Genomic DNA, 23,350 nt, shown 5'->3' with positions numbered 1-23,350 from the left:
CCGTGTGCCGTTCAACCCAGGCGGGCGGGCGCGAGCGGGCCGAGCGCCGGGCTGCCCCAAGCCGGCCCGCATTCCCTCGGGGGATCGGTCGACGTACCCGTCGACCGAGGGGCTGTCATCCCCGCATGCGCGCTTCGCGTTCAGCTTGTGCTGCGGGGTCCCACACATGGCGAGGGCCGATGAACGCGCCGCCGTCCACGAGCAGGTGCTCGCCCGTCACGAAGGCCGAGTCGTCGCTGGCAAAGAAGAGCACCGCGTTGGCAATGTCTTCCGGCACGCCGGCCTTGTGGATCGGCTGGGCGTTGGGCGCGCCCTTGGCCATCGCGGCCTTCACCATTGGCGCCGCTGCGGGCGGCACACGCTCCGGGTTGGCGGTGAAGATGTTGGTGAGGATGAGCCCCGGGCACACCGCGTTGACGCGGATGCCGCTGCGCGCGAGCTCGGCTCCGGCGATGCGGGTCAGGTGGATCACGCCGGCCTTGGCCACCGAGTAGGCGATGGGTGCGGCGCCCGACTGCACGCCCGCGATGGAGGCGGTGTTGACGATGGCCCCGCCGCCGCGCTTCTTCAGGTGCGGCACGGCGTAGGCGATGCCGAGCGCCACCGAGCGCAGCAAGAGGCTCTGGGTGCGGTCCCAGCCTTCGGGCGTCATCTCGGCAATGGATGCGGGCGTGCCGCCGGCCCCGGCGTTGTTGAAGACGATGTCGAGCCCGCCGAAGCGCGCCGCCGCCGCGGCCATCAGCGCCTCGATCTGCGGCGCATCGGTCACGTCGCAATGCTGGTAGGCGACCTTGCCGGCAAAACGTGCTTCCAGCGCGGCGCCGTCGGCGTCGTTGATGTCGCCCACCACCACCTGCGCGCCTTCGGCGACGAACTTCTCCACCGTGCCGAGGCCAATGCCCGAGCATCCGCCGGTGATGACGGCCACCTTGTTCTTCAAACGATCCACCACGACACCACTCCCTCCGCTGCGCCCAGGGCACCGTGCCCCGCGTCTTGCGCGCGAATCGAACGGAGGGTTGTATCACGGTTGGCGATTTGACTTGTCGGCCGACAAGTAACTTTCGCGACGCTGCTGCGCCGCGTCAGGCGCGGGCGAGAGCGGGGCCGCGCCGCAGCGACACGGCCGTCCAGGAGGCGGCGGCCGCGTCGACCAGGCCGAAGAGCACCAGCGCGGCCGGTGCACCGGCCAGCAGCACGAGGCCGCTGAAGACCCCCAGCACACCGAAGCGCGCCACCACGCTGGCGCGCATCAGCGGCACGACCTCGTGACGCGCGATCACGAGGTAGTACGCGCCGAGCACCAGGGCCAGCAGCCCGACCACGCGCACCCACACCTCCTGCGGCGCGGCGATGCCGAAGGGGGCCAGCAGAGGCCCGGGCGCCACGAGCAGCCCCGGGCCCAGCACGCAGAGATAAAGACCGAAGGCCTGCAGGGAACGGGCGGCAGGTGACATGGTGGGCTCCTGGTGGGTGTCGCGATGACGGGAACCCGATTGCAGCGCCACCGGCTCACGTGCACCACGGGGCAACGGGCCCGGCGGCCGGCCGGGCGGGTGTGCAGGCGTGCGCCGGGCGGGACGCCTGTCCCGCTCAGCCCTGCCCGAAGCCCAGCTCGCGGGCCCGCACGATGGCCTGTGGGCGGCCTTCCACGCCGAGCTTGGCGTAGAGCGGCGAGAGGGCGTTGCGCACGGTCTTGTCGGCCAGGCCCAGGTGGGCGGCGATCTGCAGGTTGTCGAGGCCGCGTGCCACCGCGTCGAGCAGCTCGCGCTCGCGGCGGGTGAAGCCGGCACTGGGCGCCGCCGACTCGTTGACGAACTCGGTGATGGCGTCGCAGAAGCGCTCGAAGGCCGCTTCGCCCGCCAGCGGGATGTGGTTGCGGCTGCGCAGCGCCTCGAAGCGTGCACCGGCGATGCCGGCCGCGAGCTCGCGGCCACGCTCTAGCGGCACCATGACGTCGCCTTCGCTGTGCAGCACGAGCGTGGGGCAGCGCACCTGCGGCAGGAAGGGCCGCACGTCGAGCGAGGCGCGGGCATCGAGGATGGCCGCGGCCCGCGCGCCGTCGCACGACAGCCGCTGCTGCTCGTTGAGCGCCGCGGCCTGCTCGGGCGTGGCCTCGGGCAGCAGGGTGGTGGTGAAGAACTGCTGCACCGCCGGGTTGCGGCGGCCCCAGCCCAGGGCCATCAGTTGCAGTTGCGCGCGGTGGTAAGCCAGGGCTTCGGCACTCGGCTCGCGCTGCAGCAGCCCGTGTGTGTAGCCGCCGTGCAGCACGAGGTGGCTCACCCGCCCGGGGTGGCGCGCCGCATAGGCGACAGCGGCGGCGCACGAGCCCGACATGCCGAGCAGCGCCACACGTGCGCTGCCGCTGGCGTCGATCACCGCGGCCAGCTCCTCGACGGCGGCGTCCAGCCCGGGCGGCGTGTCGTCGCTCGACGACGAGCCGCAGCCGCGCTCGTCGTAGCGCACCACCCGCAACGAGCGGCCCAGGCGCGTGAGCCAGGGTTGCCAGAGGGGCGACTGCGCATCGTGCTCCACATGCGTCATCCAGTGCGCGGCGCGCACGAGCGGCGGTGTGCCCGCCGTGCCGCGGCCGCTTGCGGCCCAGGCGATGCGCGCGCCCGACGCCAGGGTGGCGAAGCGCAGTTCGCTGCGCACGGAGGAAGAGTTCGCGGCCATGCGGGGGATCGTAGGGCCAGGCTCCGGTGATGTCGACGCCGCCGCGGCACGCGGGGCGGCGGTGTCACTGCGCCACGTAGCGCCCGGGTCGGTGGTTGGTGGCGATCACGAGGTTGAGCACCACGGCCGCGGCCACCGAGAGGGCCACACGGTCGAGTGGCACGGTGGCGAGGGCGGCGCACACGATGGCCGCGTCCATCGCCATCTGCACGTGGCCGGCGCGCCAGCCTTTCTTCTTCTGCGCCAGCAACGCGAGGATGCCCAGGCCGCCCAGGCTCGCGTGGTGGCGAAAGAGCACCAGGAAGCCATTGCCCATCAGCACGCCGCCGAGCAGGGCGGCGAGCCACGCGTCGAGCGAGGCGAGCACCAGGTGGCGCGGCAGCCAGTCGCTCATCACCGCCACCAGCACCACCGCGGCCAGCGTGCGCAGCGTGAAGCGGCGGCCCATGTGGCGCCAGGCCAGCCAGTAGAAGGGCAGGTTGATGACGAAGTACGCGAGGCCGAACGACCAGCCGCCGAGGTAGTGCGCGAGGAAGGCGATGCCCGCAGTGCCGCCCGACAGCAGCCCCGCATGCTGGAAGAGCGTGACCGCGAGCGACACGAGCAGCGTGCCGATCAGGATCGCCTGCAGGTCTTCGAGCGGCGTGTGCTTGAGCGTGGCGGGGTCGGGGTCTTGCATCGCCCGATTCTCCACGCGGGCCATGCGCGTTTGCGAAATCGATATCGATGCGCGATTTCGTTCGTTGGCGCACCGCAGGCTGCTGGCTATCGTGCAGCCATGAACATCGTCAGCATCTCCGGCAGCCCCTCGCAACGCTCGCGCTCGGGCTGGTTGCTCGAACTGGCCCAGGCCCGGCTCGAAACCGCGGCCTTCGAGCGCCACCGTGTGCACGTGCGCGAGTTGCCGGCGCACGCGCTGGTGGCCGCCGATGCGCGGCACCCCGCGGTCGCGGCGAGCGTTCAGCGCGTGGCCGAGGCCGACGTGCTGATCGTCTCCACGCCCATCTACAAGGCGGCCTACAGCGGCCTGCTCAAACTCTGGCTCGACCTGCTGCCGCAGGACGCGCTGCGCGGCAAGACGGTGCTGCCGCTCGCCACCGGCGGCAGCATCGCGCACCTGCTCGCGGTCGACTATGCGCTGAAGCCGGTGCTCTCGGCACTCGGCGCGCGCAACATCCTCGACGGCGTGTACGCCACCGATGCGCAGCTGCCGTCGCTGCCGGCCGGCGGCTACGCCCCCGACGACGCCCTGCTCGAGCGGCTCGACCGCGCGCTGCAGCCCTTGCTCGCAACGCACGAGCGAATGCGCGTCGCCGAGCCGGCGCGATGTTGATCGGCTGAGCGGCTCGGCCCTCGTTTCACCCCTTGTCTCCTCGCCCCGCGTGGGCGATTCGGTGCCCGACGCCCCGTCGGGTCGGGCGCCCCTTTTCCTGACGAAAGCACACAGCTCCCATGACCCTCTCGAACCTTCGCCCTTCGCGCCGCCGCTGGCTGCAACTCGCCACCGCCGCGCTGGCCTCTCTCTCCTTCGCCGCCCAGGCGCAGACCGCACCGAAAGAGCTGCGCATCGGCTACCAGAAGTACGGCACGCTCACGATCCTGAAAGCGCGCGGCGACCTCGACCGCCGCCTCGCGGCGCAAGGCATCACGGTGAAGTGGACCGAGTTCCCCTCGGGCCCGGTGCTGCTCGAAGGCCTGAACGTCGGCTCGCTCGACTTCGGCACCGTGGGCGAAGCGCCACCCATCTTTGCGCAGGCCGCCGGCGCCGACCTCGTCTACGTGGCCAACCAGCCGCCCGCACCGGCCGGTGAAGCCATCGTCGTGCCCAAGACCTCGGCGGTAAAGAACGTGGCCGACCTGAAGGGCAAGAAGGTCGCGCTCAACAAAGGCTCCAACGTGCACTTCCTGCTGGTGAAGGCGCTCGAGAAAGCCGGCCTCAAGTACAGCGACGTGCAGGTCGTCTTCCTGCCACCGGCCGATGCGCGTGCCGCTTTCGAGCGCGGTGCGGTCGACGCGTGGGTGATCTGGGACCCGTTCCTCGCCGCCGCCGAGAAGCAGCTCGGCGCGCGCTCGATCGCCGACGGCCGCGGCATCGTCGCCAACCACCAGTTCTATCTCGCTGCGCGTGGCTACGCCGACAAGCACCCGCAGGTGATCCAGGCCGTGATCGACGAGCTCGCGAAGCTCGACCGCTGGGCCGCCACCAACGCGAAGGCGGTGGCCGAGCTGCTCGCGCCGCAGATCGGCCTCGACCCGGCCATCACCGAAGTGGCGGCCGGCCGTTTCGCCTACGGCATCGTGCCCATCAGCGCGCAGGTGGCGGCCGAGCAGCAGAAGATCGCCGACACCTTCTTCGAGCTGAAGCTCATCCCCAAGGCCATCCGCATCCGCGATGCGTTGCCGCGCGGCGTGTCGGTGGCGCAGAACTGAGCGGGAGGCTGCGATGACGAACATCAGCCGCCGCGCGGCGCTCGGGGTCCTGTCGGTCACGGCGGCCACCTGGTGGCCGGCAAGGGCCAACGCTGCGCCGCTGCGCATCGGGTTCCAGAAAGGCTCGATCAACCTCACGATCGCCCGCTCGCTCAAGCTCGTGGAGCAGCGCCTGCCCGGCACGCCGGTGCAGTGGGTCGAGTTCCCCGCCGGCCCGCAGCTGCTCGAAGCGCTGGCCGTGGGCAGCGTGGACTTCGGCGCGGTGGGCGACTCGCCGCCCGTCTTCGCGCAGGCCGCGGGCAAGGACATCGTCTACGTGGCCGCCGAACCGCCCAAGCCCGACACCTCGGCGCTGCTGGTGCGTGAGGGCTCGCCGCTCAAGACCCTCGCCGAGTTGAAGGGCAAGCGCATCGCGGTGCAGAAGGGCTCGAGCGCGCATTTCCTGCTGGTGCAGGCGGTGCGCAAGGCCGGCCTGAATTGGGCCGACATCCAGCCGGTGTACCTCGCACCCGCCGATGCTCGCGCGGCCTTCGAGCGCGGAGCCGTCGACGCCTGGTCGATCTGGGACCCGTACTACGCTGCCGCCGAGATCGACGGTCGTGCGCGCCCGCTCGTCACCAGCCGCGGGCTCACCAGCAACAACTCCTTCTACCTCGCCTCGCGCGGACTGGTGCAGCAGGAGCCGGTGCTGCGCCAGCTCTTCGCCGCACTCACCGAGGCCGACGCGCACGTGGCACGCCACCGCGCCGAGACCGCGAAGCAGTACGCCGAGTTCTCCGGCCTCGGCCTCGCCACCGTGCTGCGCTTCCTCGACCGCCGCCCGAGCTCGCCGGTGGGCCCGCTGAGCGTGGCGCTCGTCGCCGAGCAGCAGAAGGTGGCCGACGCCTTCCACGAGCTCGGGCTCATCCCCAAGGCCATCCGCGTGGCCGACATCGTCTGGCAGCCCGCTCAGCTCCGTTCGGGCTGAGCCTGTCGAAGCCTCCTGCCCCGCGCTGCCCTTCGACAAGCTCAGGGCGAACGGCGTGCCCCGCCCACATTCGCACGGTTCCGACCCATCCACATTTCCACAAGCACCCCATGAAGATCCTCTGGTTCATCCCCACCCACGGCGACAGCCGCTACCTCGGCACGAGCAAGGGCGCCCGCGCCGCCACCTTCGACTACTTCAAGCAGGTGGCCGTGGCCGCCGACACGCTGGGCTACGAAGGCGTGCTGCTGCCCACCGGCCGCTCCTGCGAAGACTCGTGGATCACCGCCGCGAGCCTGATCGACGCGACCCGGCGCCTCAAATTCCTCGTGGCGCTGCGCCCCGGTCTCGTGGCGCCCTCGCAGTCGGCCCGCATGGCCGCCACGCTCGACCGCCTCTCGGGTGGCCGCCTCATCGTCAACCTCGTGACGGGCGGTGATGCGCACGAGCTGGCCGGCGACGGCCAGTTCCTCAGCCACGAAGCACGCTACGAAGAGAGTGCCGAGTTCCTGAAGATCTGGCGCGAGATCCTCGCGCGCAGCCACGACGGCGAGGCGTTCGACTACGAAGGCCGGCACCTCAAGGTGCGGGGCGCGAAGCTGCTCTACCCGCCGATCAGCCAGCCGTACCCGCAGGTTTTCTTCGGCGGCTCGTCGGAGGCGGCGCATGACCTCGCCGCCGAGCAGGTCGACACCTACCTCACCTGGGGCGAGCCGCCCGCCGCCGTGGCCGCCAAGGTGGCCGACGTGAGCGCGCGTGCGGCGAAGCACGGCCGCCAACTGAGCTTCGGCATCCGCCTGCACGTGATCGTGCGCGAGACGGAAGACGAGGCCTGGCGCGCCGCGGCCGAGCTGGTGTCGCAGCTCGACGAGAAGGTGGTCGAGGCCGCGCAGGCCAAGTTCGCGCAGATGGACTCGGTGGGCCAGCGCCGCATGGCCGAGCTGCACAAGGGCAAGTTCAACAAGGCCAACATCCGTGAAGGCCTGGAGATCTCGCCCAACCTGTGGGCCGGCGTGGGCCTCGTGCGCGGCGGTGCCGGCACGGCGCTCGTGGGCAACCCCGAGCAGGTGGCCGAGCGCCTCAAGGAGTACGCGGCGCTCGGGCTCGACTACTTCGTGCTCAGCGGCTACCCGCATCTCGAAGAAGCGCATCGCTTTGCCGAGCTGGTGTTCCCGCTGCTGCCGCTCGAGCTGCAACACAAGCTGCCGGGCCGCGCGCTCACCGGGCCGTTTGGCGAGATCGTCGCCAACACGTATGTGCCCAAGGTCTCGCAAAGCTGACGACCATGAGCACACGATCCCACACATCGTTGGCGCACCGTGCGCTGCCCTGGCTGGTGCCGGTGCTCATCCTCGCGGCGTGGGAGCTGTCGTCGCGCGGCGGCTGGCTCTCCACCCGCGTGCTGCCCGAGCCCTGGTCGGTGATCACCGCGTTCTGGAACCTGCTCGCCTCGGGCGAGCTGATCCAGCACGTGGCGGTGAGCACCGGCCGCGCGCTTGCCGGCCTGGCGATCGGCGGCGGCCTCGGCCTCTTGCTGGGCCTCTTCACCGGCACCTTCCGCATCGGCGAGACCCTGCTCGACACCACGCTGCAGATGGTGCGCAACATCCCGGCGCTCGCGCTCATCCCGCTCGTGATCCTCTGGTTCGGCATCGACGAGAGCGCCAAGCTCTTCCTCGTCGCGGTGGGCGTGTTCTTCCCGATCTACCTCAACACCTTCCACGGCATCCGCTCGGTCGACAAGGGCCTGATCGAGATGGCGCGCAGCTACGGCCTGTCGGGCTGGCAGCTGTATCGCCAGGTGATCCTCCCCGGCGCGCTGCCCTCGGTGCTGGTGGGCCTGCGCTTCTCGCTCGGGTTGATGTGGGTGCTGCTCATCGTGGCCGAGACGATCTCGGCGCAGGCGGGCATCGGCTACCTCACGATGAACGCGCGCGAGTTCCTGCAGACCGACGTGGTGCTGGTGGGCATCCTGCTCTACGCGCTGCTCGGCAAGCTGGCTGACGTGCTGGCCAAGGCGCTGGAGCGCTGGTGGTTGCGCTGGCACCCGGGCTATCAAGTGAAGGAGGCCTGAGATGGCACGCACCGAACTGTCTGCTCCCACGCTGCAGCATCACGCACCCAAGAAGCCGCAGGGCCTTGCGCTCGCGGTGCGCGGGGTGCGCAAGGTCTACGGCGAGCGTGTCGTGCTCGACGGTGTCGACCTCGACGTCGCCCCCGGCGAATTCATCGCCATCGTCGGCCGCAGCGGCTGCGGCAAGAGCACGCTCTTGCGCCTGGTGGCCGCGCTCGAATCGGCGCAGGCCGGCACGATCGCGCTCGACGGCGACCCGCTCGCGCAGCACCGCGACGACGTGCGCATCATGTTTCAAGACGCCCGCCTCTTGCCCTGGAAGCGCGTGGTCGACAACATCGCCCTCGGCCTCGAAGGCCCCGACGCGAAGGCGCGTGCGCTCGAAGCGCTGGCGCAGGTGGGCCTGGCCGACCGCGCCCACGACTGGCCAGCGGTGCTCTCGGGCGGCCAGCGGCAGCGCGTGGCGCTGGCCCGCGCGCTGGTGCACCGGCCGCGCCTGCTGCTGCTCGACGAGCCGCTGGGCGCGCTCGATGCCCTCACCCGCATCGAGATGCACGGCCTCATCGAGCGGCTGTGGAAGGAACACGGCTTCACCGCCATCCTGATCACGCACGACGTGTCGGAAGCGGTGGCCCTGGCCGACCGCGTGGTGCTGATCGAAGACCACCACATCGCACTCGACGAGGCCGTGCCGCTGGCTCGCCCGCGCTCGCGCGGCCACGCGAGCTTCGCAGCGCTGGAAGAGCGGGTGCTGCAGCGCGTGCTGCAGCAGCCGGCGATCGACACCTCCCGGGAAGCCGAACTGCCGGTGCCTTCGGGCTTCGGTGGCTGGCGCTTCTCCACCTGACACTTTCATCCCAAGGAAACTTCCATGAGCATCACCGCCATCAACGTGCGCAACCAGTTCCGCGGCAAGGTCCGCGAAATCATCGAAGGCCCGGTCGTCTCCGAGATCGACGTCGAAACGCCCTCGGGCCTCGTCGTCACCTCGGTCATCACCACCCGCTCGGTGAAGGAACTGCGGCTCGAAGTCGGGCGCGAGGTCATCGCGCTCGTGAAGTCGACCGAGGTGTCCATCGCGGCCCTCTGATGCTGCACGCCGAGCCTCGCTTGCTGATCGTTCCGGGCCTGCACGACAGCGGCCCGGCGCATTGGCAGACCTGGTTGCACACGCTGCACCCCGAGGCGCTGCGCGTGCGGCAGGACGACTGGTCGACCCCCGATCTCGCACGCTGGGCCGAGCGCATCGGCGAGACGCTGGGCGACGCACCCGGCCCGGTGGTGGCCGTGGCCCACAGCTTCGGCTGCCTCGCGCTCGCGCAGCTACTCGGCCGGGGTGAGGCGCGCATCAGCGCAGCCCTGCTGGTCGCGCCCGCCGACCCTGAGCGCTTCGGCCTGCAGCAGCGCCTGCATGCGGCGCCGCTCGCGCCGCGCACCACGCTCGTCGCCAGCGACACCGACCCGTGGATGCGCGCCGCCGAAGCCCTGCGCTGGGCGCGCCGCTGGGGCGCGCACTACCTGAACCTCGGCGACGCCGGCCACATCAACGCCGAGTCGGGCTTCGGCCCGCTGCCGCTGGCCGCGCAATGGGTGCGCCGGCAGCACCAGCAGCATTCGCGTGAGCACCGGCTGGAGCGCGCTTCAGTCATGGAGTGGTCGTTTGCGGTCTGACGCGAAGCGATGCGGAAGCGACTCCTGTCAAAGACCCAACTTGCTGGCGAACTTGCCCTCGCCGCTGGCCGTGATCAGCAACTTGTCGGTTGCGCGCGTCGCCGCCACATAGAAGATGCGCGCTTCTTCCACTTCGTCGTCGTCGGGGCCGGCCATGTGTCCTAGCCCGGGGATCGCGACGAACGGGAACTCCAGCCCCTTGCTGACCTTCATCGTCATGACCTTGATGGCGTCTTGTTTCGGCTGGAAGTCGCCCGAGCGCTTGCGGACCTGGTGCGGCAGGCGCCGAGCCTTGAGGGCGTCGGCGCAGGCGTTCATGACCTCGAAGTTCTTGCACAGCACCGCCATGTCGCTCCACGCACGACCGCCACCGTCGTGTTCGTCATGCTGCAGTTCGGCAATCCGCTTCGCCTCGTCGCGCAGGCTCGGCAGGCGCAGTACCAGCGGTGCCGGCCCTTCGCGCCCGGCGCTGATGGGGCGCACAAGCGGAATGCCGTCATCGTCGCGGTCTTCCGCCGTCAGCAGATCTTTCGCGATCAGACTGGCGGTCTGGAGGATCTGCCGTGTGTTGCGGTAGTTGATCTTGAGAATGGTCGTGCGGCCCTGCGCCTGGATGCCCACGCTCTTGAAGCTGAACTGGCGTTTGCGCTGGCGTTCGTAGATGCTCTGCGCGTCGTCATAGAGCAGCAGCAGGCTGTTTGTGGTGGGGTCGACCATCTGGGTGATGAGCTTGAGCCATTCAGGGCGAAAGTCGTGCCCTTCGTCGATCAGGATGGCCTGGTACTGGCCCGAAGGAATCTGCCGCCGATCGACTGCCGCGATTACGCGCTCGACCATCTCGTCGAACATCCTCGGGCCTTGCTGCGGCAAAGTCTGGCCATAGGTCTTCAGCTGGTGCCAACACCACTTGTGGAAGTTCCGTGCGTGCACCCTGTCGGCGAGGCCTTTCGCCTCGAACACGCTGTCGAGCTTGACGGCCAACGGCTCGTTGAAACACAGCACGAGGATGGGCTTGGAGGCGCTTGTCTGCGCTTTTGCGAGGTACTCGGCCCGGTAGCCGAGGATCATTGTCTTGCCCGAGCCCGCCACGCCGTGGATCACGCGGTGCCCGTCACCCAGGCTGCGGGCTAGTTGCTCTTGCTGCAGGTCCATCACCTGCATGACGTCGGGCAACTGGGCGGAATCGTCGTGTTCGTCGAACAGCGCGGTCTGTGCCGGTACCCGCACCTCGGGAAACATGATCCAGCGAACACGGTCGAGCTGCGGTGCGGACATCATTGCGCCGAATGCATGCGGCAACATGTGCCATAGGCGCTGCTGGAATTCTTCCGCCTCGACCGACTCGGGCATTTCGTCCGAGCAGATCACGAGGTGCGGCTCGATGGCCTGGCCGAGCTCGGCACTTTCGAACTGCTTGCGCGTGATGCGTGTGAGTACCACGCCGTAGCCCCACGGGAACGCCAGTTTGCCGGCGTGCTGGCCGGCTGTATGCACGAGCTGCCGGTCGCGTTCGAGCGCGTTGACGACTTGTATAGCGCAATGTCGTGCCTGTGCGAGGGGGTTGATGACGACTTTTGGGTGGCCGTCGGGGGCGATCTCCCAGTATTGCCGTGTGGCTGTTCGCACGGTCTCCAGGCGCCAGTCCTTGGTCTCCAGGATCAAAAGCCCGCGCCTGGGGTGCAGCACCACGAAGTCTGGGTGTGATTGTTTGGGCCCGACGGGCACGTCGTACCAGAGCAGGTAGTCGTCCTCCAGCTTGTCCTCGAGGCGCTGCGCCAGGCGCCGCTCGCCCGACGTCATGCGCGAGACGCAACTGCTCAGGGCGGGAATCAGCACAGCCATCGTCAAGCTCCCTTGCTCAAACGCTGCGGCGACCGAGGTGCGGCGCAGCAGCGTCGAAGTCTATGGCGCCGTGGCGGCTAGGGCGCAGGGGCATGCGCCAAGCGGGGCGGGAACGTGCGAAGTTCGCGGCCCGGCGCGTGCGTCCATTCGTGAACCATGGGTGGGTGGTTGTTGGCAAGATGCGGCGATGCCCGTCTTCCGCTTGCTGCTGCTCGCCCTCGTGTGCCTCGCAGGGGTGGGCCCCGCCCTGGCCGATGACGCGACCTTGCAGGTCGGCTCCAAGCGCTTCACCGAGTCGTACCTCCTCGGCGAGGTGATTGCGCAGACGGCGCAGCGTGCGGGCGCGAGCGCTCAGCACCGCCAAGGCCTGGGCAACACCGCCGTGGTGTTCGAAGCGCTGAAAGCCGGGGCGATCGACGTCTACCCCGAGTACCTCGGCACCCTCGCGGCCGAGATCCTCAAGCAGCCGCAACTTGACAGCGTCGAGGCGCTGCGGGCCGGGCTCGCGCAGCACGGGATGGGCATGAGCGGCACGCTGGGCTTTTCCAACGGCTATGCGCTGGCGATGAAGGAGGCCGAGGCGCAGCGGCTGAACATCCGGCGCCTGAGCGACCTCAAGGCGCATGCGGGGCTCGCGCTGGGCTTGTCCCACGAGTTCCTCGGCCGCCAAGATGGCTGGCCCGGCCTCGCGGGGCGCTACGGCCTGCCGCACCAACCCATCGGCATCGACCACGGCATCGCCTACGAAGCGCTCGCCAGCGGCCGCATCGCCGCCACCGACATCTACACCACCGACGCCAAGATCGCGACGCTGGGCCTGCGCGTGCTCGAAGACGACCTCGCGTTCTTCCCGCGCTACGACGCGGTGCTGCTGTACCGGCTCGATGTGCCGCAGCGTTTTCCGGCCGCGTGGAAGGCCCTCGCTGCGCTAGAAGGCCGCATCGGCGTGGAGCAGATGATCGAGATGAACGGCCAAGCCGAGCTGCAGGGCCGGCCCTTTGCCGACGTGGCGCGTGGCTTCCTCGCGCCTAGCACCCCCGCAGCGGGACAGTCCGGTCTGGTGCAGCGTCTCTTCGCCGACGACCTGGGCCGGCTCACCGCGCAGCACCTGCTGCTGGTCGCCGTGGCCGTGCTCGTGGCCTGCCTCGTCGGCATTCCGCTCGGCGCCGCCGCCGCCGCGCTGCCGCGGGTGGAGCAGCCGGTGATGGCGCTGGTGGGCCTCTTGCAGACCGTGCCCTCGCTCGCGCTGCTGGCGATGCTGGTCCCGCTGCTCGGGCGCATCGGCACCGTGCCGGCGCTGGTGGCGCTCGCGCTCTACGCGCTCTTGCCCATCGTGCGCAACACGGCCACCGGGCTGCAGCAGGTGCCCGCCGGCCTGCGCGAGGCGGGCACCGCGCTCGGCCTCACCGCGCCGCAGCGCTGGCGCACCATCGACCTGCCGCTCGCCGCGCCGGTGCTGCTGGCCGGCATCAAGACCGCCACCGTCATCAGCGTGGGCACGGCCACCATCGCCGCCTTCATCGGCGCCGGGGGCTATGGCGAGCGCATCGTGACCGGCCTCGCGCTCAACGACCACACCGCGCTTTTGGCCGGGGCCATTCCGGCGGCGCTGCTGGCGCTCGCCGCGCAGCTCGTCTTCGAGCTGGCCGAGCGCTGGGTGCGGCGCGCGAAGTAAGGCCGGCTTCCGCGGCGTTTTCGGCGCATCGCACGCCGCTGGCCCGGGCCACACTGGCCTCCAGGCGCCATCTGGCCGCCAGGTCGTCGGAGTGCTGTCGTGGTGGGTGTGGTGAGCGCGTTGTATGCGCTGTTCGGGGTGCTGTTCGTGGTCGGCTACGTGCCGCAGGTGCTGGCCGTGTGGCGCAGCCGCAATGGCGCGGCCGACGTGTCCTTGCCCACCTGGGGCCTGTGGTGCGCGTCGTCCACCGTGTCGCTGCTCTATGCCCGCTTCGTCAGTGGAGACCCGAACTACACGCTGGTCTGCCTGGGCAACGTGGCCGGCTGTTATGCCGTCACAAGCGTGACGGTTTTGCGCAGGCTGGCACATTTCCCTCAACCGGCCTGAGCTACTTGCGCCACGGGCGCCGAAGCCGAATATTCTGAAGGGCCCTTTGTGACGAGGAGCCCCGATGAGTGACCCGCACGATCTGCAACGTTTTGTCGACGCCCAAGCGCCGGTGATGGCGCAGGTCGACGCCGAACTCTCCGCCGGTGCGAAGAAGACGCACTGGATGTGGTTCGTCTTCCCGCAACTCAAGGCGCTGGGCCGCAGTGACATGGCGCAGCGCTACGGCATCGCCTCGCAGCAGGAGGCCGCGGCCTACTGGGCGCACCCGGTGCTGGGCCCGCGGCTCAAGCGCTCGGTGCAGCGGGTGCTCGCCGTGCCCCACAAGAGTGCCAGCGAGATCTTCGGATCGCCCGACGACGCCAAGTTCCGCTCCTGCCTCACGCTCTTCGAGGTGGTGGCTCCGGGCGAGCCGGTGTGGTCGCTGGCGCTGCAGCGCTGGTACGGCGGCGAGCGCGACCCGCGCACGCTCGAATTGCTCCGCGACGACGCATAGGCCCGCCCGCCGCGGCCCGAGGGCTGGAAATCGGGCCCGATACAGCTCGCTTTCCCTCCCTTGAAAACGCGCCGTCCGTAGCATCCTAGAGGGGCTCTGGCGCCGTTCGTCGAGGGTGATTCATGCGCATGGCACTGTGTCTTCGGCGAGTGGCGTTCTGGTGGGCCCTGTGGCTGGGCGCGCTCGTGCCCGGCCCGGCGCTGGCCGAGCCGCCGCTGCGCCTGGCCGTCTCCAGGACGCCCCTGTCCTTGCCGCTCTACGTGGCCGAGGAGAAGGGTTACTTCGCCGCCGAATCGCTCGAGGTGCAGGTGCAGGAATGCGTGGGCGGGCAGCGCTGCCTGGGCCAGCTCTTCGAGGGCCGGGCCGACGTGGCGACGGTGGGTGACCTGCCGCTTGCGATGGCGGCCTTCCAGCGGGCCGACTTCTCCATCATCGCCACCTTCGTGAGCGCCGGCGACGACCTCAAGATCGTGATGCGCGGCCCGCGCAGCAGTGGTGCGAGCGTCGCCGCCAAGCGCATCGGCGTGCCTTTCGGTTCGACGGCGCAGTACTTCCTCGACCTGCACCTCATCGTCTCGGGCATCGACCCGCGCACCGTGCGCATCGTCGACCTGCGGCCCGAGCAGCTGGTCGACGCGCTGGTGAAGGGCCAGGTCGACGCCATCGCCTGCTGGGAGCCTTTCGGCTTCCAGGCGCTCAAGGCCCTCGGGCCGCAGGGCCACGCGCTGGCCGCCTCGAACGGCTACATCCAGACCTTCAACCTCGCCGTGCAGCGCCGGCTCGTCGGCACGCACGACGCGGCCTTCGAACGCCTGCTGCGCGCCATGCGCCGCGCCGAGCAGTACATCCAGCAGGAGCCCGAAGGCGCCCAGGCCATCCTGCGGCGGCGCCTGCAGCTCGACCAGGAGTTCCTCGACTTCGCCTGGCCCATCTTCTCGTACCGGCTCGGGCTCGACCAGTCGCTCATCGCCACCCTGGAGAGCCAGGCGCGCTGGGCCTTGCGCGAAGGCCAGATCCAGGGCCGGGCGGCCCCGAACTACCTCTCGTTCGTGCACACCGCGCCACTGCGAAAGGCCAAGCCCACGGCGGCGGCCGTCGGGCGCTGAGCAGGCAGACGCACCATGCGCATCCGCATCCAGATCGTCGCCGCCGTCGCCGCCTCGCTGGTGGCCGGCCTCGCGTCGCTGGCCGTCGTGATTGCCGCGGCGCGCGAGAGCGACGCGGCCGGCGAGGCCCAGCAACGCGCGCAGGTCACCGCGCACGAGGTCGCCGGCCTGCTCACGCTCACGCAGGAGTACGCGCGTTACGCCGAGCCGCGCTCCGCGCAGCAGTGGCACCAGCGCCACGCCAACATCCTTGCGGCGCTCAACGACGGCCGCCCCCGCGGCATCGACAGCGTGGCGTTCACCGAGCTTGGCCTCGTGGTGGGCGCGCTGCCGCCGCTCTTCTTCAAGCTCGAATCGCTGCCGGTGCAGGCCGATGCGTTCGCCCTGCGACGCAAGGAGATGCTCGTCGACCAGCTGCTCACCAGCACGCAGGCGATGAGCGACTTCGCCTACCAGTGGTTCCTCGATGCCTCGCAGGTGAAGGCGCGGGCCGACGAGCAGTTCCGCGTGGTCGCCTTCTTCGTGCCGGGCGTGCTGATGGTGTTCATCTGCGGCGTGGCGCTGCTGGTGCACCTGCGGGTGCTGGTGCCGCTCACGCGGCTGGAGGTGGCCACGCGCGCCATCGCGTCGGGCGAGCTGGGCCACCGCATCGGCAGCACCGAGCGCAACGAGTTGGGCGACCTGGCGCGCCAGTTCGATGCGATGTCCGAGCGCCTGAGCGAAAGCAGCGAGCGGCTGCAGCGCTCGGAGCAGCAGCTGCGCGCCGTCACCGACAACATGCCGGCGCTCATCGCCTACGTGAACCGCGAGCAGCGCTACGAGTTCGCCAACCAGCGTTACCTCGACTGGTGGCACACCGACCCGGCCACCATGCAGGGCAAGCACATGCGCGAGATGCTCCCGCACGATGTGTACGAGAACAAGGTGCGCGCCCGCATCGAGGAGGCGCTGGCCGGCCACCGCGTGCAGTGGACCGCCAGCTCGCGCCGCAGCGGCAGCGAGCGCCACTACCACATCGACTACATCCCCGACCTCGCCCCCGACGGCCGCGTGCGCGGCTGCTACGCGATGATGGTCGACATCACCGAGCGCCACGAGGCCGAGCAGCGCCTGGCCGCGAGCGAGCAGCGCCTGCTCGACCTGCTCAACAGCATCCCGGCGATGGTGGGCTACTTCGACATGGACGAGCGCTGCCAGTACGCCAACGACACCGGCATCAAGTCGCAGGGCCTCGAACGCTCGCAGATCCCGGGCCTCACCCTGCGCGCGGCGCTGGGCGACGCCACCTATGCGCAGCACGAGCCCTACGTGAAGGAAGTGCTGCAGGGCCGGCGCGCGCGCTTCGAGGGCAAGGTACCGTTCCAGGGGCGCAGCGCGCACTTCCAGGCGCACCTCATCCCCGACCGGCTCGACGGCGGTGCCCAGCGCGGCTTCTACCTGATGACCTTCGACGTGACGGCGCTGAAGGAGGCGCAGTTCGAGCAGGCGCGGGTCGAAGGGCGGCTGCGGGCGATCGCCGACAACCTGCCGGTGCTCATCTCCTACGTCGACCACGAGCAGCGCTACCAGTTCATGAACCGCACCTTCCGCGAGTGGGTGGGCATCGAGCCGGCCGCCGCGCTCGGGCGCCACAAGTCGGAGTTCATGCCCCGCAAGCCCTACGAGCAGCGCCTGCCCTACCTCGAGCGGGCCCTGGGCGGCGAGCGCGTGACCTTCGAGCTGGAGACCGAGCTGCTGGGCATCACGCGCTACCTGCAGAGCACCTACATCCCCGACATCCAGCCCGACGGCCGCGTGACCGGCGTCTACATGCTGAGCACCGACGTCTCGGCGCTCAAGGCGGTGGAGCGGCAGCTGAGCCAGTTGGTGCGGGTCGACACGCTCACCGGCCTGGGCAACCGCTTCCTCTTCAACGAGGTGCTGCCGATGGCGCTGCTGCGCGGCGACCGCGGCCACACCGGCGTGGCGCTGATGGTGCTCGACGTCGACCGCTTCAAGGAGATCAACGACACCCAGGGCCACGTGGCCGGCGACCAGGTGCTCCAGCAGTTCGCCGAGCGCCTGCGCCACTGCGTGCGTGCCACCGACACCCTGGCGCGCCTGGCTGGCGACGAGTTCGTGATCGTGCTCGAAGGCCTGCGCGCCGCGGCGGAGCCCGAGTTCGTGGCGCAGAAGATCATGGCGGCGATGGCGATGCCGGTGATGCTGGCGGGCGGCGGGCAGCTGCGGGTCAGCACCAGCGTGGGCGTGGCCTACTGCGCGCCGGGCAAGACGCGGCTCGGCACCGAGGAGCTGATGGCGCGCGCCGACGAAGCCCTCTACGGGGCCAAGCGCGCCGGCCGCAACACCTACCGCTTCGCGCAGGAGCCGGCATGAGCGGGCGTGCGCAGCGCTGGCTGGCGGGCACCCTGCTCCTGGCGGCGGCCTGCGCGGCGCAGGCCGCCGAGCTGGTGCTGGCGGTGTCGCGCGGGCCGGTGTCGCTGCCGGTCTACGTGGCCGAGGCCAAGGGCTATTTCACCGCCGAGGGCCTGGCCGTGCGCGTGCGTGAATGCAGCAGCGGGCGCAACTGCCTCGAGCTCATGCTGCAGCGGCAGGCCCAGGTGGCCACGGCCGCCGAACTCGCCGTGACGCTCGCGAGCTTCCGTCGCCACGACCTCGCCATCCTCGGCACCACCAGCACCTCGTCGCACCAGATCAAGCTCATCGCGCGCGGCAGCAGCGGGGTGCGCAGCGCGGCCGACGTGAAGGGCCGGCGGGTGGGCTTCGTGCCGTCGAGTTCGTCGCAGTACTTCCTCGACACCTGGGTCACCTTCCACGGCATCGACCCGAAAGACATGCACAAGGTGCCGCTCGAGCCCGAGCGCATGGCCGAGGCCATCGCGCAGCGCGAGGTCGATGCGCTCGCGGTGTGGGAGCCGCATGCCGCGCGGGCCGTGGCGGCGCTCGCGGGCGACGCGGTGCTGCTGCCCAACCCGCGCGTCTACACCCAGCACTTCGTCGTCGTGACCGACCGGCTGCAGCTGCAGGGCCGTGGCGGCGAGATGGGCCACCTGCTGCAGGCGCTGGTGAAGGCCGAGCGTTTCATCGCCGAGCGCCCGGCCGAGGCCACCGCGCTCCTGCAGGCGCGTTTGCAGACCGACGCGCGCACGGCGGCGGCGCAGTTCAAGGAGCACGACTACCGCATCCGGCTCGACCAGTCGCTCATCAGCACGATGGAGGAGCAGGCGCGCTGGGCCATCCGCGAGCAGCTCGTCGACGCGCGGCAGCGCCCCGCGAGCCTGCTGCACACCATCGAGCCGGCGCTGCTGCGCCAGGCGTCTCCGCGCGCCGTGAGCCTGGTGCAATGAGCGGCCCCGGCGAACACGCCCTGCCCGACGAGCCGCAGCCCCAGGCCGCGCTGGACGAGCGGCAGCGCCTCGCGGCCGAGCTGCAGCGCACGCTCGGCGACCTGAACGCCATCATCGACAACCTGCCCGCCTCGCTCGGCTACTGGGACCGCGACGGCATCACCCGCCTGGTCAACCGCGAGTTCCAGGCCTCGGTGGGCCTGCCGGTGGACCGCATCGTCGGGCAGCGCCTGCAGGACATCCTCGACGCGGTCGACCCGCAGGCCCATGCCGCGATGGCCCCGCACATCGCGCGCGTGCTCGAAGGCCGGCGCCAGGAGTTCGAGCTGGCCATGCTCACCACCGCCGGCCTGCGCCAGCTGCGCATGACCCTCGTGCCCGACCAGCCGCAGGCCGGGCAGGTGTCGGGCTTCTACGGCCTGGGCTACGACATCACCGGCCGCAAGGCGCTGGAGCTGCGCCTGTCGGACAGCGAGATGCGCTACCGCGCGCTCTTCGACCACCTCAACAGCGGCTTCGCGCTGCACGAGATCGTGGTCGGCCCCGATGGCCGGCCGCGCGGCTACAAGGTGCTCGCGATGAACGTGGTGTACGCCGAGCTGCTGGGCCTCGACCGCCGCCAGGCGGTGGGCCTGGGCTCGACCGAACTCGCGCCCGATTTCGACGGCACGCGCGACGACTGGATCGAGCGCTTCGGCGAGGTGGCGCTCAAGGGCATCGCCTACCGCGGCGAACACCGGCTCGGCGGCAGCGAGCGCTGGCTGGAGGTGGTGGCCTACCAGCCCGTGCCGGGCCAGTTTGCCCTGCTCGTGCAGGACATCAGCGCGCGCAAGGCCACCGAGGCGCTGGTGCAGCGCCAGCAGGAGCGGCTCACGCAGGCGCTCGACGAGAAGGAGACCTTGCTCAAGGAGGTCTACCACCGCGTGAAGAACAACCTGCAGGTGGTGCAGAGCCTGCTCGCGCTGCAGCGGCGCAGCGTGCCCGAAGGGGTGGCGCGCACCGCGCTCGACGACAGCGTGCAGCGCGTGCGGGCCATCGCACTGGTGCACGAGAAGCTCTACCAGTCGGGCAGCCTCGCCTCGGTCTCGCTGCCCGACTACACGCGCGACCTGCTGTTCCAGATCGGCGAGGTGGCCGGCCAGCGGCACATCGTGCTGCGCACCGACATCGAGGTGGCCCATGCGGGGCTCGACGGCGCCATCCCCTTCGGCCTGCTGGTGGCCGAGCTGGTGGGCAACGCCTTCAAGCACGCCTTCCGCGGGCGTGCCGAGGGCGAGATCCACGTCGAACTCAAGCCGGGCGCCGGGGGTGCGGAGCTGTCGGTGGCCGACGACGGCGTGGGCCTGCCGGCCGGCTTCTCGCTCGACGGCCGCGCCACGATGGGGCTGCAGCTCGCGGCCTCGCTGGCGCGCCAATTGGGGGGCGAGTTGCAGGTGCATTCCGACCACGGCACACGGTTCAGTGCGATATTGAAACGCCTGTGAAGCCCGATGCTGTGAGGTGACCCGTGGCGCCATCGTCGATCTTGATCGTGGAGGACGAAGCGGTGGTCGCGCTCGACCTCAAGATGCAGCTCGAAGACCTGGGCTATCGCGTGGTCGGCATCGCCGACGATGCCGAGCAGGCACTGCGGCTGGCCGCGCAGCACCAGCCCGCGCTCGCGCTGATGGACATCCAGCTGCGCGGGCCGGTCGACGGCGTGGCGGTGGCCGGCGAGCTGCGCCGGCGCATGGGGCTGCCGGTGATCTTCCTCACCTCGTTCAGCGATGCGCAGACGGTGCGCCGCGCCGCCGAGACCGCGCCCTATGGTTACCTCACCAAGCCCTTCCAGATCAAGGAGGTGGCGGCCGGCGTGGAAGTGGCGCTCGCCAAGGCACAGATGGAGCGCGCCGACCGCGGCACCGAGCGCACGCTCGCCTACGCGCTGCAGTGCGTGACCGACGGCGTGGTGCTCACCGACGAGCGGCAGCGGGTGCGCTTCATGAACCCCGCGGCCGAGCAGCTCACCGGCTGGGACCTGCGCGACGCGGTGGGCAAGGGCGTCGACGAGGTGGTGAGCATCAGCATCGACGAGCACGATGCGCAGACGCTCGGCCTCGCCGAGCCGGCGCAGGGGGTGTCGACCCAGCAGCGGGTGGCGCTGGCCAACGCAATGCGCCTGCACCGGCGCGATGGCGGCTCGGTGCACATCGACGAATGGACGGGCCCGCTGCGCGACGACGCGGGCCGCCGCACCGGCGGCATCGTGCTCCTGCGCAACGCCTCGACGCGGCTCGCGCAGGAGCAGCGCCTGCTGGAGGCGCAAGACCGCTTCCGCTCGGCCTTCGACTTCGCGCCCATCGGCATGGCGCTCGTCTCGCTCGACCGGCGCGTGCTGCTGGCCAACGCGGCGTTTGCGCAGATGGTGGGCCACGACGCGGCGGCGCTGGTGGGGGTGCCGGGCGACAGCCTCACGCTCGCCGAAGACCGGGCCCACGAGCACGAGCGCCTGCAGGAGCTGATGCTCGGGCACGAGCCGATGGTGCAGTTCGAGAAGCGCTACCTGCATGCCGACGGCGGCCCGATGGACGGCTCGCCGGTGCTGGTGGTGGTGACGGTGGTGCGCGAAGACGACGAGCTGGTGTGCTTTCTCTACCAGGTGCACGACCGGCAGGCGCAGCGCGAGATCGCCGGCAAGGCGGCCGAGCTGGCGGTGGAGCGCATGCGCCGCCAGGCGAGCGACGCCGAGAACCGCGCCACGCGCGACGTGCTGGCCCGCGTGACGCACGAGATGCGCACGCCGCTCAACGCCGTGCTGGGCTACGGCGAGCTGCTCAAGATGATGTCGATGGGCCAGAGCGCGCAACTGCACGGCTACGCCGAGCAGGTGGTCAACGCCGGCCGGCACATGCTGTCGCTGGTGAAGGAGGTGCTGGAAGCGCCTGCCGGGCGCACCCAGGGCCTGCCGTTGCCGCTGCAGCCGGTGGCCCTGCGCGAGGCGATCGACGAGGCCATCGGCCTGCTCAAGCCGAGCGCGCTCGCGCACCACATCTGGCTCGACAACCGGGTGCCGCCGCAGGTGACGCTGCTGGCCGACCCGCTGCGGCTGCGCCAGGTGCTGCTCAACGTGGGCTCCAACGCCATCAAGTACAACCGGCCGCAGGGCTTCGTGCGCTGGGCGCTCGAGCCGGCGGCGGCCGGGCGGGTGAAGTTCTCGGTGCTCGACGAAGGCGTGGGCATGACGCCCGAGCAGCTTGCCCGCCTGTACCGGCCCTACGACCGGCTGGGCCGGGAGGACTCGGGCATCGCCGGCACGGGCCTCGGCCTCGTGGTCACGCGCGGCCTGATGGCCCGCATGGGCGGCTCGATCGAGATCGCAAGCGAGCCGCGCGGGGGCACGCGGGTCGAGCTGGAGTTCGATGCGGGGTGAGGTCGAGGCGGGCACGGCCCTTCGACAGGCTCAGGGCGAACGGGTGTGGCGCCTGGTCTCCGTTCGCCCTGAGCTTGTCGAAGGGCCTGCGCCCGGTCCTCAGTCGCCCCAGACTTCGCGCGCCGTTTCTACGACGAGCTTGAGCTTGTTGCGCTGAGCCTCGACGGCGATGTTGTTGCCGTGCACGGTGGAGCTGAAGCCGCACTGCGGGCTCAGGCACAGCTGCTCCAGCGGCGCGTACTTCGAGGCTTCGTCGATGCGGCGCTTCAGCGTGTCCTTGCTTTCCATCTCGCCGAACTTGGTGGTCACGAGGCCGAGCACCACGATCTTGCCCTTGGCCAGGTAGCGCAGCGGGCGGAAGTCGCCCGAGCGGTCGTCGTCGTATTCGAGGAAGTAGGCGTCGAGGTTCATCTCCGAGAGCAGCGCCTCGGCCACCGGCTCGTAGTTGCCGGCGGCGGCGTGCGTGCTCTTGAAGTTGCCGCGGCACAGGTGCATGGCGAGCGTCATGCCGGCGGGCTTCTGCGCGACCACGAGGTTGATGAACTTGGCGTAACGGTGCGGCAGCTCGTTGGGGTCGTCGCCCCGCTGGCGGGCGGCTTCGCGCATCTTCTCGTCGCAGAGGTACGCGAGGTTGGTGTCGTCCATCTGCACGTAGGTGCAGCCGGCGGCGGCCAGCGAGCGCAGCTCGTCGCCATACGCGTTGGCCACGTCTTGGTAGAAGCTCGGCTCCAGCTCGGGGTAGGCCTCGCGGCTGATGCCGGCGCGGCCACCGCGGAAGTGCAGCATCGTGGGCGAGGGGATGGTCACCTTGGCGGTGCTGCCCGGGGCGATCTGGCTCTTCAGGTACTGGAAGTCGGCGAGCTGGATGTCCTTCACGTGCTTCACCTTGTCGATCACGCGCATGACGGGCGGGGCCAGCTCCTCGGTGCCATCGGGGCGGATCACGGTGACCGGGATGTCGGTCTTCACGCCACCGATCTGCTCGAGGAAGTCGACGTGGAAATAGGTGCGGCGGAACTCGCCGTCGGTGATCGACTTCAGGCCCACGTCTTCCTGGAACTTCACGATCTCGGTGATGCACTCGTCTTCGACCTTGCGCAGTTCGCCGGCCGAGATCTCGCCCTTGGCCTTCTTCTCGCGCGCTTCGAGCAGGCGCTTGGGGCGCAGGAAGCTGCCCACGTGGTCGGCGCGGAAGGGGGGGGTGGTGCGTGCGGTCATGGTGGTCCTCCGGGAGACGGGAAAGAGGGCGATGGTAGCGGCGGCGGCCTGT

General features: G+C 70.3%; 22 protein-coding genes. 16 read left to right on the top strand and 6 right to left on the bottom strand.

Translation table 11 applies throughout. The features are described from left to right. Positions 1 to 115: 115 nt before the first annotated feature. From KF892_13745 to KF892_13730, 4 genes are all read right to left on the bottom strand, one after another. Entirely contained in the window at positions 116 to 952 is an 837-nt protein-coding gene (locus KF892_13745; protein MBX3626072.1) for an SDR family oxidoreductase, read from the bottom strand. A gap of 133 nt (positions 953 to 1,085) precedes the next feature. Continuing rightward, positions 1,086 to 1,457 (bottom strand): hypothetical protein, encoded by a 372-nt coding sequence (locus KF892_13740; GenBank protein MBX3626071.1) that lies wholly within the window; start codon positions 1,455 to 1,457, stop codon positions 1,086 to 1,088. 136 nt (positions 1,458 to 1,593) lie between these two features. Beyond that, a complete protein-coding gene (locus KF892_13735; GenBank protein MBX3626070.1) occupies positions 1,594 to 2,676 on the bottom strand; it encodes an alpha/beta fold hydrolase in 1,083 nt (360 codons plus the stop codon). Between the two features lie 64 nt (positions 2,677 to 2,740). Then, positions 2,741 to 3,355, bottom strand: a complete 615-nt coding sequence (locus KF892_13730; GenBank protein MBX3626069.1) for a YitT family protein — start codon at positions 3,353 to 3,355, stop codon at positions 2,741 to 2,743. 99 nt (positions 3,356 to 3,454) lie between these two features. On the opposite strand from KF892_13730, the gene ssuE reads away from it, so the two are divergent. From ssuE to KF892_13690, 8 genes are all read left to right on the top strand, one after another. Next, on the top strand, positions 3,455 to 4,009 hold the full coding sequence (gene ssuE, locus KF892_13725) for an NADPH-dependent FMN reductase (GenBank protein ID MBX3626068.1): 555 nt from the start codon (positions 3,455 to 3,457) through the stop codon (positions 4,007 to 4,009). A 119-nt stretch (positions 4,010 to 4,128) separates the two neighbouring features. After that, complete coding sequence (locus tag KF892_13720) at positions 4,129 to 5,106, top strand: sulfonate ABC transporter substrate-binding protein (protein MBX3626067.1); 978 nt, start codon at positions 4,129 to 4,131, stop codon at positions 5,104 to 5,106. Between the two features lie 13 nt (positions 5,107 to 5,119). Beyond that, positions 5,120 to 6,073, top strand: a complete 954-nt coding sequence (locus KF892_13715; GenBank protein ID MBX3626066.1) for an aliphatic sulfonate ABC transporter substrate-binding protein — start codon at positions 5,120 to 5,122, stop codon at positions 6,071 to 6,073. A 110-nt stretch (positions 6,074 to 6,183) separates the two neighbouring features. After that, entirely contained in the window at positions 6,184 to 7,353 is a 1,170-nt protein-coding gene (gene ssuD / locus KF892_13710) for an FMNH2-dependent alkanesulfonate monooxygenase (protein MBX3626065.1), read from the top strand. 5 nt (positions 7,354 to 7,358) lie between these two features. Next, a complete protein-coding gene (gene ssuC / locus KF892_13705; protein ID MBX3626064.1) occupies positions 7,359 to 8,147 on the top strand; it encodes an aliphatic sulfonate ABC transporter permease SsuC in 789 nt (262 codons plus the stop codon). A 1-nt stretch (position 8,148) separates the two neighbouring features. Continuing rightward, positions 8,149 to 8,994, top strand: a complete 846-nt coding sequence (locus KF892_13700) for an ATP-binding cassette domain-containing protein (GenBank protein MBX3626063.1) — start codon at positions 8,149 to 8,151, stop codon at positions 8,992 to 8,994. A gap of 24 nt (positions 8,995 to 9,018) precedes the next feature. Then, positions 9,019 to 9,237, top strand: a complete 219-nt coding sequence (locus KF892_13695) for a molybdopterin-binding protein (GenBank protein ID MBX3626062.1) — start codon at positions 9,019 to 9,021, stop codon at positions 9,235 to 9,237. Further along, complete coding sequence (locus KF892_13690; GenBank protein MBX3626061.1) at positions 9,237 to 9,818, top strand: serine hydrolase family protein; 582 nt, start codon at positions 9,237 to 9,239, stop codon at positions 9,816 to 9,818. The genes KF892_13695 and KF892_13690 overlap by 1 nt, the downstream gene beginning before the upstream one ends. Before the next feature lie 27 nt (positions 9,819 to 9,845). Here KF892_13690 and KF892_13685 read toward each other — a convergent pair whose 3' ends face one another. After that, a complete protein-coding gene (locus KF892_13685) occupies positions 9,846 to 11,660 on the bottom strand; it encodes an NERD domain-containing protein (GenBank protein MBX3626060.1) in 1,815 nt (604 codons plus the stop codon). 187 nt (positions 11,661 to 11,847) lie between these two features. Between KF892_13685 and KF892_13680 the strand changes: the two genes are divergently transcribed. From KF892_13680 to KF892_13645, 8 genes are all read left to right on the top strand, one after another. Beyond that, positions 11,848 to 13,335, top strand: coding sequence for an ABC transporter permease subunit (locus tag KF892_13680; protein ID MBX3626059.1), 1,488 nt, complete (start codon positions 11,848 to 11,850; stop codon positions 13,333 to 13,335). A gap of 111 nt (positions 13,336 to 13,446) precedes the next feature. Then, positions 13,447 to 13,722, top strand: coding sequence for a hypothetical protein (locus KF892_13675; protein MBX3626058.1), 276 nt, complete (start codon positions 13,447 to 13,449; stop codon positions 13,720 to 13,722). Between the two features lie 64 nt (positions 13,723 to 13,786). Next, positions 13,787 to 14,218, top strand: coding sequence for a DUF1810 domain-containing protein (locus KF892_13670; GenBank protein ID MBX3626057.1), 432 nt, complete (start codon positions 13,787 to 13,789; stop codon positions 14,216 to 14,218). 122 nt (positions 14,219 to 14,340) lie between these two features. Next, positions 14,341 to 15,324: an ABC transporter substrate-binding protein gene (locus KF892_13665; protein ID MBX3626056.1), complete on the top strand. Its 984-nt coding sequence runs from the start codon at positions 14,341 to 14,343 to the stop codon at positions 15,322 to 15,324. Positions 15,325 to 15,339: 15 nt separating this feature from the next. After that, positions 15,340 to 17,700: a PAS domain-containing protein gene (locus tag KF892_13660; GenBank protein ID MBX3626055.1), complete on the top strand. Its 2,361-nt coding sequence runs from the start codon at positions 15,340 to 15,342 to the stop codon at positions 17,698 to 17,700. Next, complete coding sequence (locus KF892_13655) at positions 17,697 to 18,671, top strand: ABC transporter substrate-binding protein (protein ID MBX3626054.1); 975 nt, start codon at positions 17,697 to 17,699, stop codon at positions 18,669 to 18,671. The genes KF892_13660 and KF892_13655 overlap by 4 nt, the downstream gene beginning before the upstream one ends. After that, positions 18,668 to 20,155, top strand: a complete 1,488-nt coding sequence (locus KF892_13650; protein ID MBX3626053.1) for a PAS domain-containing protein — start codon at positions 18,668 to 18,670, stop codon at positions 20,153 to 20,155. The genes KF892_13655 and KF892_13650 overlap by 4 nt, the downstream gene beginning before the upstream one ends. A gap of 23 nt (positions 20,156 to 20,178) precedes the next feature. After that, positions 20,179 to 22,080 carry a PAS domain S-box protein gene (locus KF892_13645; GenBank protein MBX3626052.1) on the top strand — a complete coding sequence of 634 codons (1,902 nt, stop codon included), beginning with the start codon at positions 20,179 to 20,181 and terminating at the stop codon, positions 22,078 to 22,080. Positions 22,081 to 22,179: 99 nt separating this feature from the next. Here KF892_13645 and KF892_13640 read toward each other — a convergent pair whose 3' ends face one another. Continuing rightward, complete coding sequence (locus KF892_13640; GenBank protein MBX3626051.1) at positions 22,180 to 23,298, bottom strand: 5-methyltetrahydropteroyltriglutamate--homocysteine S-methyltransferase; 1,119 nt, start codon at positions 23,296 to 23,298, stop codon at positions 22,180 to 22,182. Positions 23,299 to 23,350: the final 52 nt, after the last annotated feature.

Source organism: Rhizobacter sp. (assembly GCA_019635355.1).
Classification (GTDB): domain Bacteria; phylum Pseudomonadota; class Gammaproteobacteria; order Burkholderiales; family Burkholderiaceae_C; genus Rhizobacter.
Note: the sequence above shows the minus strand (reverse complement) of the source record. Positions and strands in the feature narration are given on the sequence as shown.